Source organism: Mucilaginibacter conchicola, assembly GCF_003432115.1.
In the GTDB taxonomy this organism is placed as follows: Bacteria; Bacteroidota; Bacteroidia; order Sphingobacteriales; family Sphingobacteriaceae; genus Mucilaginibacter; species Mucilaginibacter conchicola.
This window is the reverse complement of the sequence record NZ_QWDC01000001.1, coordinates 1,218,402-1,236,265: the sequence shown is the minus strand read 5'-3', so window position 1 is coordinate 1,236,265 and position 17,864 is coordinate 1,218,402. Positions and strand designations below refer to the sequence as shown.

20 protein-coding genes are annotated in these 17,864 nt (G+C 44.7%); 3 read left to right on the top strand and 17 right to left on the bottom strand.

Annotated elements, in window-relative coordinates:
- Positions 1-73 precede the first annotated feature (73 nt).
- Positions 74-529 (top strand): hypothetical protein, encoded by a 456-nt coding sequence (locus D0C36_RS05380; protein ID WP_117390519.1) that lies wholly within the window; start codon positions 74-76, stop codon positions 527-529.
- Positions 530-602: 73 nt separating this feature from the next.
- Here D0C36_RS05380 and D0C36_RS05375 read toward each other — a convergent pair whose 3' ends face one another.
- From D0C36_RS05375 to D0C36_RS05350, 6 genes are all read right to left on the bottom strand, one after another.
- Positions 603-1,253 (bottom strand): hypothetical protein, encoded by a 651-nt coding sequence (locus tag D0C36_RS05375; protein ID WP_117390518.1) that lies wholly within the window; start codon positions 1,251-1,253, stop codon positions 603-605.
- A gap of 68 nt (positions 1,254-1,321) precedes the next feature.
- Complete coding sequence (dnaJ, locus tag D0C36_RS05370) at positions 1,322-2,482, bottom strand: molecular chaperone DnaJ (RefSeq protein WP_117390517.1); 1,161 nt, start codon at positions 2,480-2,482, stop codon at positions 1,322-1,324.
- A gap of 143 nt (positions 2,483-2,625) precedes the next feature.
- A complete protein-coding gene (grpE, locus tag D0C36_RS05365; RefSeq protein WP_117391379.1) occupies positions 2,626-3,174 on the bottom strand; it encodes a nucleotide exchange factor GrpE in 549 nt (182 codons plus the stop codon).
- A gap of 187 nt (positions 3,175-3,361) precedes the next feature.
- The gene (locus D0C36_RS05360; RefSeq protein WP_117390516.1) at positions 3,362-4,045 is read right to left on the bottom strand and encodes a cell division ATP-binding protein FtsE; all 684 of its coding nucleotides are present in this window, start codon (positions 4,043-4,045) and stop codon (positions 3,362-3,364) included.
- Positions 4,046-4,050: 5 nt separating this feature from the next.
- Entirely contained in the window at positions 4,051-4,254 is a 204-nt protein-coding gene (locus D0C36_RS05355) for a fructose-6-phosphate aldolase (RefSeq protein ID WP_117390515.1), read from the bottom strand.
- 105 nt (positions 4,255-4,359) lie between these two features.
- A complete protein-coding gene (locus D0C36_RS05350; RefSeq protein WP_117390514.1) occupies positions 4,360-5,382 on the bottom strand; it encodes an acyl-CoA reductase in 1,023 nt (340 codons plus the stop codon).
- 102 nt (positions 5,383-5,484) lie between these two features.
- Between D0C36_RS05350 and D0C36_RS05345 the strand changes: the two genes are divergently transcribed.
- Positions 5,485-5,838, top strand: coding sequence for a 4Fe-4S dicluster domain-containing protein (locus D0C36_RS05345; protein ID WP_117390513.1), 354 nt, complete (start codon positions 5,485-5,487; stop codon positions 5,836-5,838).
- Between the two features lie 109 nt (positions 5,839-5,947).
- Positions 5,948-6,709, top strand: a complete 762-nt coding sequence (locus D0C36_RS05340) for a C40 family peptidase (protein ID WP_117390512.1) — start codon at positions 5,948-5,950, stop codon at positions 6,707-6,709.
- Here the strand turns inward: D0C36_RS05340 and D0C36_RS05335 are convergent.
- The 11 genes from D0C36_RS05335 to D0C36_RS05285 all read right to left on the bottom strand — a co-directional run bounded on the left by D0C36_RS05335 (position 6,706) and on the right by D0C36_RS05285 (position 17,762).
- A complete protein-coding gene (locus D0C36_RS05335; RefSeq protein ID WP_117390511.1) occupies positions 6,706-7,608 on the bottom strand; it encodes a WD40 repeat domain-containing protein in 903 nt (300 codons plus the stop codon). The two genes, D0C36_RS05340 and D0C36_RS05335, sit on opposite strands and share 4 nt — an antisense overlap.
- A gap of 70 nt (positions 7,609-7,678) precedes the next feature.
- A complete protein-coding gene (gene hisIE / locus D0C36_RS05330; RefSeq protein WP_117390510.1) occupies positions 7,679-8,266 on the bottom strand; it encodes a bifunctional phosphoribosyl-AMP cyclohydrolase/phosphoribosyl-ATP diphosphatase HisIE in 588 nt (195 codons plus the stop codon).
- A 129-nt stretch (positions 8,267-8,395) separates the two neighbouring features.
- A complete protein-coding gene (hisF, locus tag D0C36_RS05325) occupies positions 8,396-9,151 on the bottom strand; it encodes an imidazole glycerol phosphate synthase subunit HisF (protein WP_117390509.1) in 756 nt (251 codons plus the stop codon).
- A 140-nt stretch (positions 9,152-9,291) separates the two neighbouring features.
- Entirely contained in the window at positions 9,292-10,041 is a 750-nt protein-coding gene (locus D0C36_RS05320; protein ID WP_117390508.1) for a 1-(5-phosphoribosyl)-5-[(5-phosphoribosylamino)methylideneamino]imidazole-4-carboxamide isomerase, read from the bottom strand.
- Between the two features lie 3 nt (positions 10,042-10,044).
- Positions 10,045-10,635: an imidazole glycerol phosphate synthase subunit HisH gene (gene hisH / locus D0C36_RS05315; RefSeq protein WP_117390507.1), complete on the bottom strand. Its 591-nt coding sequence runs from the start codon at positions 10,633-10,635 to the stop codon at positions 10,045-10,047.
- A gap of 81 nt (positions 10,636-10,716) precedes the next feature.
- Positions 10,717-11,859, bottom strand: coding sequence for a bifunctional histidinol-phosphatase/imidazoleglycerol-phosphate dehydratase HisB (gene hisB / locus D0C36_RS05310; RefSeq protein WP_199501968.1), 1,143 nt, complete (start codon positions 11,857-11,859; stop codon positions 10,717-10,719).
- The gene (gene hisC / locus D0C36_RS05305; RefSeq protein ID WP_117390506.1) at positions 11,856-12,962 is read right to left on the bottom strand and encodes a histidinol-phosphate transaminase; all 1,107 of its coding nucleotides are present in this window, start codon (positions 12,960-12,962) and stop codon (positions 11,856-11,858) included. Before hisC ends, hisB begins: the two co-directional genes overlap by 4 nt.
- 29 nt (positions 12,963-12,991) lie before the next feature.
- Entirely contained in the window at positions 12,992-14,344 is a 1,353-nt protein-coding gene (gene hisD / locus D0C36_RS05300) for a histidinol dehydrogenase (RefSeq protein ID WP_117390505.1), read from the bottom strand.
- A gap of 43 nt (positions 14,345-14,387) precedes the next feature.
- On the bottom strand, positions 14,388-15,239 hold the full coding sequence (gene hisG, locus D0C36_RS05295; protein WP_117390504.1) for an ATP phosphoribosyltransferase: 852 nt from the start codon (positions 15,237-15,239) through the stop codon (positions 14,388-14,390).
- Positions 15,240-15,597: 358 nt separating this feature from the next.
- Complete coding sequence (locus D0C36_RS05290; RefSeq protein WP_117390503.1) at positions 15,598-17,112, bottom strand: hypothetical protein; 1,515 nt, start codon at positions 17,110-17,112, stop codon at positions 15,598-15,600.
- Between the two features lie 158 nt (positions 17,113-17,270).
- A complete protein-coding gene (locus D0C36_RS05285) occupies positions 17,271-17,762 on the bottom strand; it encodes a D-glycero-alpha-D-manno-heptose-1,7-bisphosphate 7-phosphatase (RefSeq protein ID WP_117390502.1) in 492 nt (163 codons plus the stop codon).
- Between the last annotated feature and the right edge of the window lie 102 nt (positions 17,763-17,864).

Genomic DNA, 17,864 nt, shown 5'->3' with positions numbered 1-17,864 from the left:
AGTGTTAAATAAATAATTATTAATTAAGTGTTTTATTAATCCTATCTATATTTTTTAATCAATCTATTACTTTATGAAAAAACTATTCTTATTATTTGCCGTAGCTTTCCTTTATTTTGGCAATACCGCCCACGCGCAAACAGGCTCAACATCTGCTGGTTTAACAGTTGATTTTGGCGATGGTGCAACTTTAGTTGGTCCGGCTTTGAGACATGCGTTTACCCGCAATGGCTACGGACAGGCAGAGATCACCTTTGGTGGCGACCAAACTTTTGTTGGTGCTTTTTACCAATATCAAGACAGGATCCGTAATGCTGGTGGCTTAAACTGGTACTTAGGTATTGGTCCGCAATTGGCTTTCGGCCACGGTAACACAGATTTCTATATCCGCCCTATGGCTGGTTTAGACTATAAAATCCAAGGTGCACCGCTTGATCTGTCATTTGACTGGCGCCCGGCGTTCTACGTTGGCGACAATTCAGATTTCACCGCAGCAAGGTTCGGTTTAGGTTTCCGCTTTGTATTTTAATCAGTAAACAATATTTAAAAACAGAAAAGCCGCTATATGTATAGCGGCTTTTTTGTGGGGTAAGTTAATTTTCCTATTTCTTCTCCTCAAATCCAAACTCTCCCGGCATCTTAAACACCGGTTTAGCCCTCATAATATTTCTTACCATTACCAGTATTGTAATGGGTATAGGCGTGGCAAATAATAAAAATACAACGGTGTACATAAGTTGTAACGTTGCGTAGCTATTATATGTTCTGTTTATATAAGGCAGCAGTATCATGGGCGCAACTATGTTGGCAATATGCAGTATCAATATCTCCAAACCAATTAATTTGAAATACCTGGAGATCTTAGGCTCACGAACCTGAAAGGCCATTATACAAAGCACTACTACAACAGCAAGATTTATAAAGCCTAAAACCTGAAACGATTTTTGGGACATATTGAATAGCAAGATAACCAGGTTTGGTAATATAACCATGGCGCCGTAAACTACAAACGAAGTTTGGATGGCCTGCTTTTCGTCGTAATCGCGCAAGAGCGAGGCTAATGCAAAGAGAACGCAGGCTACTACTAACATGTAGATGTATTTTATAGCACCCAGTACTACGTTGATAAAAATATTGTTCTCAAAATTATATCCGGGGAGTATAAAATTTGCCAGGCTATTTATTAAAATAAAAATAAGGTACAGTATGGTTACTACGTACAGCGAGGTTAGGGTTTTAGGTTGTTCTATCATGATCGGGTAAAATAAAAAGGCCTGATTATCATTAGATAACAGGCCTTTATGCTTTTCAGTTTGCTCTTTTATTCAAAATACTCCTTCATCCGTTCAAAGAAACTTTTTTCGTTCTTACCCGGGTTGGGTTTAAAGTTTGGTGAGCTTTGTAGTTTTTCTAATGCCTCGCGCTCTTCGCGGCTAAGGGCTTTTGGTGTCCAGATGTTCACATGGATAAGCTGGTCGCCGCGGTGGTATGAGTTTACCTCAGGTACGCCTTTGCCTTTAAGGCGCAGTATCTTGCCGCCCTGGGTGCCTTCATCTATCTTTATTTTGGCTTTGCCATCAATGGTAGGTACTTCAACACTGGTGCCTAAGGCTGCATCAACAAAGCTGATGTGCAGGTCATAGATCACGTTGTTACCATCGCGTTTTAAGGTCTCATGCGGAACTTCCTCTATCAGGATGATCAGGTCGCCGGGAACACCGCCGCGTGGGGCTGCATTGCCTTTACCGCTCATGCTTAACTGCATGCCTTCGCTTACACCTGCCGGAACGTTTATAGTAATGGTTTCTTCGCCGCGTACAACGCCATCGCCGTGGCAAACATTACATTTTGAAGTGATGGTAGAACCTTCGCCGTTACAGGTAGGGCAGGTGCTGGTAGTTTGCATCTGGCCCAGGATGGTATTGGTTACCCTGCGCACCGAGCCTGCGCCACCACAGGTTTTACAGGTTTGGAAAGATGATTTATCCTTAGCGCCGGTACCATCACAGGTTTTACAAAGTATCTGTTTGTTTACTTTGATCTTCTTTTCGGTGCCGTTGGCAATTTCTTCAAGGGTTAAACGCACTTTAATGCGCAGGTTGCTGCCACGCGCAACGCGCCTGCCGCCACCCTGGCGACCACCGCCGCCAAAGAAACCATCAAAGGGGCTACCGCCGCCAAATATATCGCCAAACTGACTGAATATGTCGTCCATATTCATGCTGCCGCCGCCGTAGCCGCCGCCACTTGCCGAGCCTGCATTAGCAGCGTGGCCAAACTGGTTGTAGCGCTGGCGTTTCTCAGGGTTGCTTAAAACCTCGTAAGCCTCGGCAGCTTCTTTAAATTTCTCTTCAGCCTCTTTGTCACCTTCGTTTTTATCGGGGTGATATTTAATAGCCATTTTACGATATGCCTTCTTTATCTCGTCGGCTTCAGCGCCCCGGCCTACACCAAGCACATCGTAATAATCTCTCTTAGCCATTTTAATTAATTAGTGATTTAGTGAATGATGGAATGAGTGATCGTACTCATCTAACATTCAGTATATTAATATATCAATTTTATTTAAATCGATTAGCAAAGAAGAATTCACTCATTCACTAAATCAATCCTTCACTCACTACCTTACGCGCCTACAATAACTTTTGCGAAGCGGATAACTTTTTCGTTTAGCTCGTAGCCTTTTTCCATCTCATCGATAACCTTGCCTTTTTGGTCTTCGTCTGGCACTGGTACGCTGGTAACGGCTTCATGAATATCAGCATCAAAAGGCTGGCCGATAGATTTCATCTCTTTTAAGCCTTTTTGAGTAAGTACACCTTTAAGTTTGTTTTGGATCAACTCAACACCTTCCTTAACAGAAGCTACTTCGGTAGCTTTATCCATAGCACGCAGGGCACGCTCAAAGTCGTCTAATACAGGCAATAACGCTACAATAACGTCTTTACCTTCGGTTTTACGAGCTTCTTCGCGCTCTTTGATGGTACGGCGTCTGAAGTTATCAAACTCCGCGTATAGCCTTAAATATTTATCATTAGCCTGGGCAAGCTCTTCTTTCAACTTATCCTCAGCAGACGGTGTTGCTTCGGTAGTTTGTTCTTGTCCGTTCTCTGCCGTTGTTTCGGCAGCGTTTTCAGGCGTTTCTGAATTTTCTTTATTCTTTTTCTTCAACATATCGTTAAAATTCATAGCAAATAGTGCCAATCAAGTATCCTGCCATTAGGCTAAAGCGGACACTGTGACAGAGACCATTGTAAGTTTGTGTAAAAAGTGGCAGGTATCAGTTGGCAGTTTTTTTCAGTTGGCAGTTCTCAGTGCGCAGTTTCCAGAAATTTTTCAACTGATAACTGCAAACTCAACACTACGCTATCTGTACATCCTCTAATACTTTACCGTTCTCGCATTTAATAATACGCGATGGGAAAGTGCGGATGATATGATAATCGTGTGTGGCAACCACAACGGCGGTGCCGCTTTGGCTTATCTGCTTAAGCAGTAATACAATTTCTTCTGAAGTATCAGGGTCAAGGTTACCGGTTGGCTCATCGGCCAGGATAATCTCAGGATTGTTGAGCAATGCACGGGCGATAACCACGCGTTGCTGCTCGCCGCCTGATAGCTCATGCGGCATTTTTTTGAGTTTAGAGCGCAAACCAACTTTCTCCAGTACATCTAAAATACGGGCTGCTATCTGGGCTTTATCGTTCCAGCCTGTGGCGCGCATTACAAACTGCAGGTTCTGCTCAACCGAACGGTCTGTTAATAACTGAAAATCCTGGAAAACAATACCCAGCTTTCGGCGCAGAAAAGGGATATCCTTTGATGCCAGTTTGCTCAGCTCGTAACCACAAGCATGGCCGGTACCGGCAGCAATATTCAAGTCTCCGTAAATAACTTTCAGTAAACTACTTTTACCCGAGCCTGTCTGGCCTATCAGCCACACAAAGTCGCCGGCATCAATATGCAGGTTAACACCGCTAAGCACCAGGTGCTTTTGCTGAAAAATATCTACGTTGTTAAGTTTTATGATAGAGTTTCCGATCATCTTATTTACAGCTCTAATTTTAATATTTTACCAAACGGCAGTTCTTTAACAATGCCCATAATGTAATCATAACGATCGGCCAGGCCAATTTTGTCTAATGATTTCTCGGGCCTATCCACCCTGAAATAAGCCAGCAAGGTAAATTTATCGTCCCTCAGCTGCACGTAATCGGGTATTTTGGCAACGCCTTTTACTTTTATGATGTACATTATTTAAAGGTTAAGGGTAAAAGGATAAAGGTAAAAGGTAGGATTAAAGCACCTTTTACCTTTTGGCTTTCGCCTTTTGCCTCACAATCCAAAGGTATTGTAAATTTAAAGATTAGACAAGAATTCCATAGTATCCACGCCATCGGCATAATCCCATAGTTGAGGGTGCTGGCTTTGGCCGAATGCTACTACCTGGTTAGGCACATCTATCTGCGCATCGGTAACTATGCATTGCAGGTTATCGCTTTGTTGAAGTAGTTGCTCTTGCGCCTGTTGCAGATCGGTATAGGTGTCGTAAAATACTACCGATAGGGGCGATGTCAGTTTCTCATCGCGCTTTACCATCAGGAAACCATTATCCAGGTGCTCATCGCGGTTTACCAGGTAAATGGATTTATTGTAATCGTAATTGTTATTGTATTTGTGATGATGGATCACAGGCGCAAAATGCTCTATCGATTCAAAAAATTTATTGAATACATATCCCTCGGGCACTAAAAGCTTGGATACGTTACGGCATCCGAGGCCGAAATAATCAAAAATATCGTGCCCTAAAGCGCCTAATTCTTCGGTGCTCTCGTTGCCGGTAAGCAGCGCAATGCTGTTACGGTTTTTACGGATAATGTTGGGTACCTTGCCAAAATAATACTCAAAATAGCGCGAGGTATTATTACTGCCGGTGGCAATAATGGCATCAAAACCTTCCAGTCGTTCAACAAAACTGAACTGACTTGCATAAGCCGGATTGATCTCCACCAGTTTGTTCAGTACATATTTTATCAAACGGGCATCTTGTGATGATGCTTTTATCAGCGCATAATTACCGGTTACCAATACACAAAGCACGTCATGGAAACCCACCATAGGAATGTTACCGGCCAGTACCAAACCAACCTTTTTATTGCTCTCTGACTGGATAGAATAGTTGCTTAGCCATTTCTCCAGATCGGTAGGGTTAAGCATTTGGCCAATGGCAGTAACGGCACTGCGTACACTTTCGGGCGTGAACCAGGCGTTGTATTGTCGCTCGGTTTCGATGATGTGATCAAGCTCAGCATCCGGCGCGACCAAAAGCCGTCCCAGTTCAGAAAATGTATTTACGGTATCAGTAATATTAAATTTTGACATATATATGTAAAGGGATTAAACCCTTAAGCGCTTTTTTTGTTATATTTGCAAGCCTAAATTTGGGGCAAAGGTAAACTAAGTACTTAAGAATTTTTAAATAATATGGCGATTATAATCACCGACGAATGCATTAATTGTGGAGCCTGCGAACCGGAGTGCCCAAATAATGCTATATACGACGCTGGTGCTGCATGGCGCTTTAGCGACGGAACCGCGCTGAAAGGTGTAATTGATTTTGGCGACGGAAATACTTTAAATGCAGAGGAAACACAGGCTGCTTTATCTGATGATATTTATTATATCGTACCGGATAAATGTACTGAATGTGTTGGTTTCCATGATGAGCCGCAGTGTGCTGCAGTTTGCCCGGTTGATTGCTGTGTGGATGACGAAGACGTACGCGAGACCGAAGAAGAATTACATGCTAAGAAAGACTGGTTGCACGCAAACGGTTAATTAATTATAACGATATTGATTATAAGGGGGATGCGCAAAACGCATCCCCTTTTTTATTTTTATACAACAATTTTTCGTATTTTGACGTATTACTGCTACTGATTAACTTATGGAATACGGAATCTGTAACCTTGCTGTAATACCCCTACGTGCCGAGCCCAGTGACCGAAGCGAGATGGTTTCCCAGATATTATTTGGTGAAGCTTTTGAGATTTTGGAGTGGAAAGAGAAATGGGTGCAGATAACCACTGCACTTGACGAATATACCGGTTGGATAGATCGCCTGCATGTAAATACCCTTGGCCACCTGGCCTACAAACGGTTGCAGCAATCGCCCGCACCGCGTACTTACCGCGCCGTTACCCAGGCCTGGAAAATTATTGATAATTCTGTTGTATATCTGCCCGTGGGCAGCTCGCTTGCTTTTTTAGAGGGTACCACCAGCTATATTGGTAACCAGCGTTTCGAGATTATAGGTGAGATAGGCGAGACCGATAACCTGCGGAATATTGCCATGTCGTTTTTAAACGCGCCATACCTTTGGGGCGGCCGCACGCATTGGGGGATTGACTGCTCTGGCTTTACGCAGGCTGTTTTCAGGCTAAAAGGTTTTCATTTGAAGCGCGATGCCTGGCAGCAGGCACTGGAAGGCCGTGAGATAGAATCTACACTTACCTCGCGCTTTGGCGACCTTGCTTTTTTTGATAACGCCGATGGCCGCATTACTCATGTGGGTATTGTTTTAGGTGGTGGCGAGATCATTCATGCATCAGGAAAAGTAAAGATAGATACGCTGGATTCGCAGGGTATTTATTCTGAGGAGCTTAAACGCTACACGCATAAATTGCGCGTTATCAAACGTTACTTTTAGAAAGTAACATCCCAGATCATTACCGTTTTATCATCGCTGGTAGATAGCAGGTGGTCGCCGTTCCATGCCAGTTTGTTGATAGATAGCACATGGGCAGGATATCCCTTTTCCCTGCTGATGATCTTGTATAGTTTAAAATCGTCGGCACCCCAAATTTTGATACTCTTATCCATACTGGCTGTAGCGAAATATGGCCGCGTAGGGTGGAAGAGGATATGGTTGATAGCAAACATGTGCGCAGGGATATTCTTCACAAGCGAATAGGTTTTAGCATCCCAGATCTTTAGCTGTGCATCGCGCGCGCCCGACATGAGATACTGCCCGTCGGGCGAGTATTGCAAAGCAAATACCGCCATGGTATGCCCCTCTAAATTAGTAATAAAGCTATAATCGTTCAGGTCAAATATCCTGATACGGTTATCGCGACAACCAAAGGCAACACGTTCTTCGGTCGGGGCGATAGCAATAGAGCGAACCGTATCGTGCGATACCTGCACGGTATGCAGCAACTCCAGCGATTTCAGGCTCCATACCGTAACAGTACCATCTTCTGATGCTACCAATAATTCATCTTTTTTTACGGATGATTTAATATCAAATATGGGCTTTATATGCTTGCGTAAGCGATGGGTTATCTTTTGCTCAATAAAGTTAAACACCAGCACCTCGCCGCTGCGCAGGCCGGCAAACATCAGCGGGTAACCTGTAGGGCAGTGGATGGTATATATCGATGTAGGCACCGGGAACATCACCTTAATGAATGAGTTATCCGCCAGGTTCCATTCTACAAGTCCTTTATCATTGCCGCCTGTAAATAATATCCCCGGCTTTTGCGAAAGCTCCAGGCTAAATATAGGGTTACTATGGCCGGTAAGATCTGCTGTTTTTATTACGTGCATGGTTAGTTCATGGTTGATAGGTGATGGTTCATGGATGAGCTACTATGAACCATGAACTATTAACTATAAGCTACTTATGTCTTTCCTCTAAATTTTTAGCGATGCGCTGCAAATTTAAGCCTTTTTCGCGCAGCAATACCAACAGGTGGAAAACAAGATCGCTGGCTTCGTTAACCAGATCTGTTTCAGTTTCTGCGAGGGCTGCTATCACAGTTTCAACACCTTCTTCGCCAACTTTTTGGGCAATTTTGTTGAGGCCCTTGTTGCGGAGTTTGTTTACATAAGAACCCTCAACCGGGTTTTCGTAACGATCGGCAATGATGTTTTCCAGTTGGTTGATGAAGTTCTGGTTATACTCCGTCTGGAAACAACTGCGAGAGCCAGTATGGCAGGTTGGGCCATCGGCTTTAACTTTTATCAGCAGGGTATCGTTATCGCAATCGATGTGCATGCTTTTTACATGCAGGAAATTCTGGCTGGTTTCGCCTTTGGTCCACAGGCGCTGTTTTGAGCGCGAGAAAAAGGTAACCACATTCTCTTGCACGGTTTTATTATACGCTTCCTGGTTCATGTAACCCAGCATCAGTACCTCAAGCGTTTGCTCGTCCTGTATAATTACCGGCACCAGGCCGTCGGTTTTGTTAAAGTCGATGTTCATTTTTTCTTATTCAAGCCGTCATTGCGAGGTACGAAGCAATCTCTTTAAGCCGATCCCTCATGCAAGGCGTTAACTTGTCCTGAAGAGATTGCTTCGTACCTCGCAATGACTGTGTAGAGCAGAGGGGCTTTACACCCTCACCTCAATATTATTTTCCTTCAGTATCGTTTTCAGGTCTGGTATTAGGATCTCACCATAGTGAAATACCGATGCTGCCAGTGCTGCATCTACATTGGTTTTATGGAATACATCTACAAAGTGCTCAACTGCACCCGCACCGCCAGATGCTATCACCGGGATATTCACCGCATCGTTTACCTGTTTCAGCAGGCCGTTGTCAAAGCCACCTTTTGTACCGTCGTGGTCCATAGAGGTGAGCAATATCTCACCTGCACCACGGCTTTCGGCTTCCTGTATCCAGTCTAAAGTTTGTTTCTCTGTAGGCAGGCGGCCACCGTTTAAGTGCACAATGTTTTTGCCATTCAGCACCCGGGTATCAACCGCTATCACCACAAACTGCACCCCGAAGGCCTTTGCCAGTTCGTCTATTAAAGCTGGGTTACGCACCGCAGCCGAGTTGATGGAAATCTTATCGGCACCTGCGTTTAGCAAAGCATCGGCATCGGCTATCTCGTTGATACCACCACCTATGGTAAACGGAATGTTGATCTGCCTTGCAACCGCCTTTACCAGCTCTACCATGGTTTTACGGCGCTCTACGGTGGCGGTAATGTCCAGGAATACCAGCTCATCAGCACCTTGCTGCGAGTAGTTCCAGGCAAGCTCTACCGGGTCGCCGGCATCGCGCAAGTCAACAAAGTTCACACCTTTTACCGTGCGACCGTCCTTAACATCGAGACAGGGGATAATGCGTTTACTGAGCATAAATTCTATTAGTGCGTCATTGCGAGGTACGAAGCAATCTCTTTAAGCAAGTCACATATGCAAGGTGTAAGCTTGTCCTGAAGAGATTGCTTCGTACCTCGCAATGACGGTTGGGTTGCGCCCTGCGGGCGCGAAGATATTTATATCGATATCAATGCATCCAGATTCCAGTTCTTGATATCTTCGATGCTGATATGGTTCTCATAGATAGCTTTTCCTACCACACATGATTCCACCTTTATTTTGTTCAGATCCTCGATGTCTTTCATAGAACTTACACCGCCTGATGCGATGAGTTTGATGAACGGCGAATGATCTAATAGCTTGCTGTATAGCTCGATACCTGCACCGCCCAGTTTGCCGTCTTTTCCAATATCGGTACACAAGAAACGGAAGAAACCTAAACGAAGGCATTTATCAACATAATCCATCAGTTTAATCGGCGAGCTTTCCATCCAGCCCGAGTATTTGATCACCTCATCCAACACGTCGATAGCTACAACCACCTGGTCGCTGCATTTGTCTTTGCCGCAGATCTCTTTGCTCAGTTCTTCCAGGAAAGTTGGGTTGGTGATGGCCTGGGTGCCTACAATAACGCGTGATACGCCGGCATCTATAAGTTCTTTCACCTTTTTGATGCTGCGGATACCGCCGCCGTATTGCACCTGCATATCGGTTTTTTTGATCACATCAAACAGGTATTGCTGGTTGCTGAAATCGTTTTTTGCACCGTTTAGGTCAATTATATGGATGAGGTTTGTACCATTGCTTTGGTACCGCTCAATCATTTCCTCTAAAGTAACATCGTACTCTGTTACTTGTGCGTAGTCGCCCTCGCGCAGGCGCACCACCTTTTTATTCAGAATATCGATTGCCGGAATAATATACATGATTCAAATATTTGAAAAGTTTTTTAATAATGTTTCACCATACACGCCCGATTTTTCGGGGTGAAATTGCACACCATAAAAGTTGTTATGCCAAATTGATGCCGAAAATTTATGGATGTAATTTGTTGAGGCCAAAGTATATAACGTATCATACTCAATAAAGTATGAATGTACATAATAAAAGTGCGAACCATCAGGGATACCGGTAAACAGCGGATTGCCTTTTTCAGGAAATACCTGGTTCCAGCCGGTGTGCGGCACTTTAAACTCCGTGTCGCCGGGAAATTTCAATGTTTTTATCGGGAAAATGTTCAGCAGGCTGGCATCACCTTCCTCGCTGTAGGCTGTCATCAGCTGCATGCCCACACAAATACCCAGCGTAGGTTTATTTAACGCTTTAATGGCAGGTACCAAACCGGTGCTTTCCAGTTTATGCATAGCAGCACCTGCGTGGCCAACACCGGGGATGATATAACGGTCAAAACCTTCCAGATCAGCTTCGGTATGTACCATGCCATAGGCAATGCCCAGCCTATCTAAAGCTGCCGTAAGTGAAAATATATTGCCCGCGCCGTAGCGAATAATTCCGATCATTTTGTTAGAGAATCAGGAATCAAGAAGCAAGAATCAAGAGAGCCCAATGTCTTGTCTCTTGATTCTTGCATCTTGGTTCTATTATAACAAACCTTTAGTTGAAGGTAAAACCATCTTTTCTGCATCGCGCTTTACGGCCATTTTTATGGCTTTTGCGAAGGCTTTAAATATAGCTTCTATTTTGTGATGCTCGTTCTGTCCTTCTGCTTTTATATTCAGGTTGCATTTTGAGGCATCGCTGAAGGATTTGAAAAAGTGGTAGAACATCTCTGTAGGCATATCGCCAACCTTCTCTCTGTTAAATACGGCATCCCACACAATCCAGTTTCTCCCGCCGAAATCAATAGCTGCCTGTGCCAGGCAATCGTCCATTGGCAGGCAGAAGCCGTAACGCTCAATGCCCATTTTGTTACCCAGTGCGGTGGCAAATATCTCGCCCAAAGCAATGCCTGTATCTTCAATGGTGTGGTGCTCATCAATATGCAGGTCGCCTTTTGCCTCAACGGTAAGGTCTAAACCACCGTGGCGGGCAATCTGATCCAACATGTGGTCAAAGAAATGCAAACCTGTCGATACTTTTGCATCGCCTTTGCCATCAAGGTTTATTTTGATGTAGATATCAGTCTCCTTAGTAGTGCGGCGATGTTCAACCACACGCTGGCCTAACTTTAGAAACTCGTAGATCTCTTTCCAATCGGTACTTTCCAGTGCGATAACATCGTTTAACGCTTCATCAGCGTCAAACTCTGCATTACCCAGTCCGCTGTTGTTATTTATCCAGATGGCTTTGGCACCCAGGTTGCGGGCCAGCAGAATATCGTTCTTGCGATCGCCTATGGTAAAAGAATTGGCCAGATCGTATTTGGTTGCATCTAAATACTTAGTTAACAAACCTGTAGCCGGCTTGCGGGTAGGGGAATTGTCCTTAGCAAACGTGCGGTCTATCGCCTGTTCGCTGAAGCGTACGCCTTCACTTTCAAATGTTTTGATGATGAGATTATGCACCGGCCAAAAAGTATCTTCAGGGAATGATGAAGTTCCGAGACCATCCTGATTGGTTACCATCACCAGTTCAAAATCCAGCTCCGCAGCAATGCGTGGCAGGTACTGCAGAGCGCCGGGGTAGAATCCCAGTTTCTCGAACGAATCTATTTGCTCATCAGCCGGTTCGGTTATCAGGGTGCCGTCGCGGTCAATAAAAAGTACTTTTTGCAGTTTGCTCATGCGGTATATTGCTGTAAAGTTTCAATCAGTTTGTCGTTCTCCTGCGGTGTGCCAATGGTGATGCGCAGGCATCCCTCGCAAAGCTCAACTTTTGAACGGTTACGCACAATAATGCCTCGCTCAACCAGATGATTGTAAATGGCATTAGCATCGGTAGTTTTTACCAGGATAAAGTTGGCATCAGACGGATAGATGTCAAGCACAAAAGCCATGTTCCTTAATGTAAGTACCAGGTTGTCGCGTTGCTGCAGGGTCTCTTTTATCCAGACATTCACCTGGTCAATATTGGCTAAAGCCTGTAAAGCCAGTGTTTGCGAGGCCTCGTTAATGTTATAAGGCGGTTTTACCTTGTTCATCACCTCAATGATCTCCTCGCTGGCAAAAGCCATACCCATGCGTAATCCTGCTAAACCCCATGCTTTTGAAAGGGTTTGCAGTACTACCAAATTGGCATACTCGGTAAGCTCCTGTATAAAGGTTTTTTGGCGGCTGTAATTGATATACGCCTCATCAACCACTACAATGCCATTGAAATTGGCCAGCAGGGTTTCAATATCATCGCGGTTGATGGAGTTACCCGTAGGGTTATTTGGCGAGCAGATGAAGATCAGTTTGGTGTTTTTATCGATGGCTTCGGCAATGCCCTCGAGGTTAAGTTGATAGTCCTCGGTAAGCAGTACGCGTTTTAGTTTTACATCATTAATGTTGGCCGATACCTCGTACATGCCATAAGTAGGCGGTACAATGATCACATTATCAATACCTGGGTTGCAAAAACTGCGGAACAGGATATCGATAGCCTCGTCGCTGCCATTGCCCAGGAAAATATTACGTGCCGGAACACCTTTTATCTGGCTCAGGCGCATTTTAACCTGGTACTGCATAGGGTCGGGGTAGCGGTTGTAAGCCTGCACCAGCGGCGAACCGTATGCGTTTTCATTAGCATCCAGAAAAACACTTGCCTCTCCCTGGAACTCATCACGAGCGGATGAATAGGGGGTAAGGTTTTTGATGTTTTGGCGGAGGAGCCCCCCTAACCCCCTAAAGGGGGAGTTACCGTCAGGGCCACTATAAAGTTGTTCTTGATCTATCTCGTTGCTCATTACTATATACTTAGGATTTTACTCCCCCTTTAGGGGGTTGGGGGGCTAATTCTTACACTCACGGCATTCCTGTGCGCGTGTAACCCTTCAAGGTCAGCTAATATCTCTACTGAGGGGCCTATGTTTTTGATACCTTCTTTGGTTAAATGCTGAAAAGTGATCTTCTTCACGAACGAATCTACCGATACGCCCGAGTAAGCCCTTGCATAACTGCTGGTTGGCAGGGTGTGGTTAGTGCCCGATGCATAGTCGCCCGCGCTTTCCGGTGTTAAATTGCCCAGGAAAACTGAACCCGCATTGATAATGCTGCCGGTTATCTGCTGCCAGCTTTCAGTAGCCAGTATCAGGTGCTCAGGAGCATACTGGTTACTGAAATCCATCGCCTCTGCCAACGTATCGGTGATAACAATGTATGAGTTATCGAGTGCCTGGCGGGCTATCTCGGCGCGTGGTAATACCTGCAGCTGTTTCTCTACCTCGGCTAAGGTTTGCTGCGCGATGTTCTCATCGGTACAAACCAAAATGGACTGACTATCTATACCATGCTCGGCCTGTGCCAGCAGATCGGCAGCAACAAATGCCGGTTTCGCTGTTCCATCAGCAATAACCAAAACTTCTGACGGGCCTGCAGGCATATCAATAGCCGTGGTAGTAGTGCTTTGAATAATGGTTTTTGCCTTAGTTACAAACTGGTTGCCCGGGCCAAATATCTTATCTACTTTGGTAATGGTCTCTGTGCCGTAAGCCATTGCAGCAATAGCTTGCGAACCACCAACAAGGTAAACCTTATCAATACCCAGCATCAGCGCTACTTCGGCAATAAAGGCGTTCACTTTGCCACCCTTTTGTGGCGGCGAGCAAACGATTATCTCTTTACAACCCGCTATCTGCGCGGGGATGCCCAGCATCAGGAAGGTCGACGGCAATACAGCAGTACCACCAGGGATGTACAGGCCAACTTTCTCTATCGGCCTTAACTCGCGCCAGCAGGTTACACCCGGCATGGTCTCCACCTTGTCCTCGGCCTTTACCTGCGACTGGTGGAACTTGTAAATATTATCATAAGCCACCTTCAGCGCAGCTTTTTGGTCGGCAGTAACGGCTGATGCAATCTCTTCCAACTCGGCTTTGTCAAGGTACAGTTTGCTCAGCTCAACCTTATCAAACTGGCTGGCGTAATCAAACAAGGCGCTATCGCCGTTCTGTTTAACCTGTTCTATCACGTTCTCAACCAGCGTGCGTATCTCATTCGCCGGGTCAACGTTGCGCTGAACCAAACGACTGATATCTTCCAGCGAAAGGGCAGAATACCTGTATAAGCCCCCCCCGCCCCCTGAAGGGGGAGCTTTTGAAAAGCTTGGTTTTGAATTATTGTTATTCATATTAAAAATTTTACTCCCCCTTTAGGGGGATGGGGGGCTTGGCTTACAATATTATCTTCTCAATTGGCATTACCACAATGCCCTGTGCGCCGGCTTGTTTAAGCTGACTGATGCGGTCCCAGAAATCGCGCTCCGGGATAACGGTGTGTACCGCCACCCAGTCTTCCTCAGCCAGTGGCACTACCGAAGGGCTTTTTACGCCCGGCAGTAAGGCCGTAACCGCTTCCAGGTTTTTGCGCTCCACATTTAGTACCACATATTTTGTCTCTTTGGCGCGTAGTACCGATTGTATGCGTTGTATCAGTTCTTTTATCAGGTCCTCATCCTCGCTGCCTTTGCGGCCTATCAGCACCGCTTCGCTGCTCATTACATCGGCAAACGGTTTTAGGCCGTTGCTTTTTAAGGTGCCGCCGGTTGATACCAGATCACAGATGGCATCGCTTAAGCCTAAGCCCGGCGAGATCTCTACCGAGCCCGATATGGTGCGGATATCAGATGTAATACCTTTTTCTTTAAGGTATTTGCCAAGGATAACCGGGTAGGTGGTTGCAATGGCTTTACCATTAAGCTCTTCAATGCTGTTGATGCTGTTGTTATTTGGTACCGCAATTTTAAGTGAGCATTTGCCGAAACCAAGTTTCTGCAGGTAGCTTACCTCAACTTCGGTTTCCTGTATAACATTTTCGCCTACAATGCCCAGGTCGGCAATGCCATCCTGCACATATTCGGGGATATCATCATCACGAAGGAAAAGTATTTCTAAAGGGAAATTTGATACGGGAGAGATCAACGAGCTCTTGTAATTTTCAAAATTAAGGCCGCAATTCTTTAATAATTCAACGGATTTTTCGTTGAGACGACCCGATTTCTGGATCGCTATTTTTAATGTTTTCACAAATGGGAGTTTTAGTAACTAAAAAAATGGGGGTTGTTATTTCGCGTAGAAACATACATTATCTATTCACCACAGCGTGGTGATGGTGCAGATGAAGATGATGTAGTTTATACTTTTCCATTTTTAGTATGATACCGGCTGGTATTGCTGCAAATATAGCCACTCCATTATTAAATCAAAATTTAAAATGATTTTCTTTGAAGAAAAGATAAAAAAGACCGCTATTTTTTATAAAAATGGCAATATGTATAAGTGCTTATATAAATTGTCTGAACTCGAATTTTAAGAATTAGAAAAATTGTGATGCGTACTTACAATTCAATAAATTCCTTTAATTCCATAAAATTCGAGTTCTGAGCTATTCCTCATATTCATATATCCCGCCTTCATCGCCAAAGTCTTTAATAGTTTTTAGAGGAACACGAGATTGGATATCTTTCAGATTGATCAACTCCGCATTCTCGAGGTTTTTGAACCAGATGAGATAGAAATGCTTTTTCTGAAAGAATTTGTCTACATCCTTTTGGAAAAACTTATGCGGCACTAGGAACGATGACATGCCCGAAAAGAAGTAAACGGCTTCGTGTGCATCAGAGTAAACCGTCACCTTTGGTTTAAAGATCCTTTTATCCATGGTTTTGAGGTACCTGGCAAATTCCGATTCCATCCAATCGTTATCTGTATAGCCGGGGTTGCCATACTCGTCAGAGATTTGGTCTTTGTAGCGGAAATGGTCCACCATAAATATCTTGGTGATATAACCCAGCATAGCACCTATGAAGACAATAGCCACAGCTATGCGCACTTTCGGGTTCGCCAAACGTTTCAGGAACAATAATCCCCAGCTGGTATAACCCCAAAGCGCGGGGATGTACATAGGCGATAACAGCCTTGGGTTGATGCGCTCGTAACGCGAGAAGGTGGACGATAACACAATAAACAAACCGTAAACCAATGCAAAGGTAATGGCAAGGTTCTCAAAGCTATCCAGCTTGCGGCGATAGAAGTTAAAAGCAAGTGCCGCTATAAAACCTATCAGTATGATAGCAGCAAGCGGTGTTGCCAAAAAGTATTGGTTTGGCGTAAAGCCCAGCCAGTCGCAAAACACGGTACCGAAATAGTAAAGGTTTTTACTGAACGGAGTGATGGATGGCTCGCGCGGGCCGGTTACCGTTCCGGTATGCAGTGCGTTGAACCACAGGTTTGCCACCAAAAGCGATATGGAGATAAACCCGTAAATAAGGATATGCCCGATTTTTTTGCGGATGGGTAGTGTACGGTCGAGCAGTAAGATCAATCCGCCGGTACCAACAATGGTTACCGCGGCATAACGGGTTATACAGGCAACGGCACCTATCAGCGCAGCAAATACCAGCCATTTGCCGGCATGGTTTAGCAAATACTGACGGAAGACGATCATAAACAGCAGTACCTCGAGGATGAACAGCGTCTCAGACCATAAATAACAATACACCTGCAGTAATCCCGGATTAAGGATGATGGCAGCCAGTATAAGCCATTTATAAATGCGGTTAGTAGGCACAAATCTCGACATGATGTAGCCACTGCAATAAATGAGCGCGGCAAACATGAAGGCATCCAGCCACCAGCCAAAAACAGTAGGATCGAGCCGGGTAATGAAGCTGATGATACCCAGATAAGTTGGATAGAATACCGGAAAATCTACAATAGGCTTGTGGTTAAATGTGTGCAGGTTGCCATGTTCCACAAAGTTGCGGGCAGCACTGGTGTACATAATAGAATCGGGCGAGATGCCCACACCATTATAGCTGCAAAACAGGTAGATAGCAAAAAATGCTATCGCCGAAAACACAAGCGTGTCGTAGTTCTTTAATTTATCTGAAAATGTCATTAATGCTTAGATGCCTATAAAAAGGAAAAACACTTTAAAATGTTTGCGATGTGCAGATTTCAGATGTGCAAATGTGCAAATGAGAAAAAAGAGTTTCTATTTTAAATCTGAAATTTGCACATCTGAAATCTGCACATTTGAAATTTGCACATCTATAATCAATCTATCATTCCCAAAACCGTACTTATCGGCTGGTCGCTGTCAATCAAAATACCGGTAACACCGGCAGCTTCGCCTGCTTCAACATCGCGCTCGCGATCGCCAATAAAGTATGATTTGGATGGGTCAATATTGTATTTCTCAATGCCTTGCAGCAGCAGCCCCGGCTTTGGTTTGCGGCAATCGCAGTCGCCGGTAAAGTTGGGGTGGTGGGGGCAATAGAAAAAGTCGGTAAGCTCAACGCCGCGCTCGTGGTAAACCTGTTTCAGGTGGTTATGCATCTTGGCCAGCTCATCTTCGCTGTACCAGCCTTTGGCTATACCGCCCTGGTTGGTAGCCACTAAAAGCAGGTAGCCGCGGTCTTGCAATTCTTTCAGCGCGTCAAAGTTATCCAGCACATGAAAATCTTCAAACTTGCAAACGTAGTCGCCCATTTCCTGATTAAGTACGCCGTCGCGGTCTAAAAAAACTGCCTTTTTTTTCTCTGCCATATATAAGGTATAAAATGTGATTTTTTGCAAAAGTAAGCTTATCGCTTTATTTGCTATGTGTGCATATTATTTAAAAGGTCAAAATTATCATTTTGTTATCAA

What these genes read in the sequence shown, in the direction of transcription:
- D0C36_RS05380 (WP_117390519.1), top strand. Translation starts at nt 74, where the DNA reads ATGAAAAAACTATTCTTATTATTTGCCGTAGCTTTCCTTTATTTTGGC.
- D0C36_RS05375 (WP_117390518.1), bottom strand. Translation starts at nt 1,253, where the DNA reads ATGATAGAACAACCTAAAACCCTAACCTCGCTGTACGTAGTAACCATA.
- dnaJ (WP_117390517.1), bottom strand. Translation starts at nt 2,482, where the DNA reads ATGGCTAAGAGAGATTATTACGATGTGCTTGGTGTAGGCCGGGGCGCT.
- grpE (WP_117391379.1), bottom strand. Translation starts at nt 3,174, where the DNA reads ATGTTGAAGAAAAAGAATAAAGAAAATTCAGAAACGCCTGAAAACGCT.
- D0C36_RS05360 (WP_117390516.1), bottom strand. Translation starts at nt 4,045, where the DNA reads ATGATCGGAAACTCTATCATAAAACTTAACAACGTAGATATTTTTCAG.
- D0C36_RS05355 (WP_117390515.1), bottom strand. Translation starts at nt 4,254, where the DNA reads ATGTACATCATAAAAGTAAAAGGCGTTGCCAAAATACCCGATTACGTG.
- D0C36_RS05350 (WP_117390514.1), bottom strand. Translation starts at nt 5,382, where the DNA reads ATGTCAAAATTTAATATTACTGATACCGTAAATACATTTTCTGAACTG.
- D0C36_RS05345 (WP_117390513.1), top strand. Translation starts at nt 5,485, where the DNA reads ATGGCGATTATAATCACCGACGAATGCATTAATTGTGGAGCCTGCGAA.
- D0C36_RS05340 (WP_117390512.1), top strand. Translation starts at nt 5,948, where the DNA reads ATGGAATACGGAATCTGTAACCTTGCTGTAATACCCCTACGTGCCGAG.
- D0C36_RS05335 (WP_117390511.1), bottom strand. Translation starts at nt 7,608, where the DNA reads ATGCACGTAATAAAAACAGCAGATCTTACCGGCCATAGTAACCCTATA.
- hisIE (WP_117390510.1), bottom strand. Translation starts at nt 8,266, where the DNA reads ATGAACATCGACTTTAACAAAACCGACGGCCTGGTGCCGGTAATTATA.
- hisF (WP_117390509.1), bottom strand. Translation starts at nt 9,151, where the DNA reads ATGCTCAGTAAACGCATTATCCCCTGTCTCGATGTTAAGGACGGTCGC.
- D0C36_RS05320 (WP_117390508.1), bottom strand. Translation starts at nt 10,041, where the DNA reads ATGTATATTATTCCGGCAATCGATATTCTGAATAAAAAGGTGGTGCGC.
- hisH (WP_117390507.1), bottom strand. Translation starts at nt 10,635, where the DNA reads ATGATCGGAATTATTCGCTACGGCGCGGGCAATATATTTTCACTTACG.
- hisB (WP_199501968.1), bottom strand. Translation starts at nt 11,859, where the DNA reads ATGAGCAAACTGCAAAAAGTACTTTTTATTGACCGCGACGGCACCCTG.
- hisC (WP_117390506.1), bottom strand. Translation starts at nt 12,962, where the DNA reads ATGAGCAACGAGATAGATCAAGAACAACTTTATAGTGGCCCTGACGGT.
- hisD (WP_117390505.1), bottom strand. Translation starts at nt 14,344, where the DNA reads ATGAATAACAATAATTCAAAACCAAGCTTTTCAAAAGCTCCCCCTTCA.
- D0C36_RS05290 (WP_117390503.1), bottom strand. Translation starts at nt 17,112, where the DNA reads ATGACATTTTCAGATAAATTAAAGAACTACGACACGCTTGTGTTTTCG.
- D0C36_RS05285 (WP_117390502.1), bottom strand. Translation starts at nt 17,762, where the DNA reads ATGGCAGAGAAAAAAAAGGCAGTTTTTTTAGACCGCGACGGCGTACTT.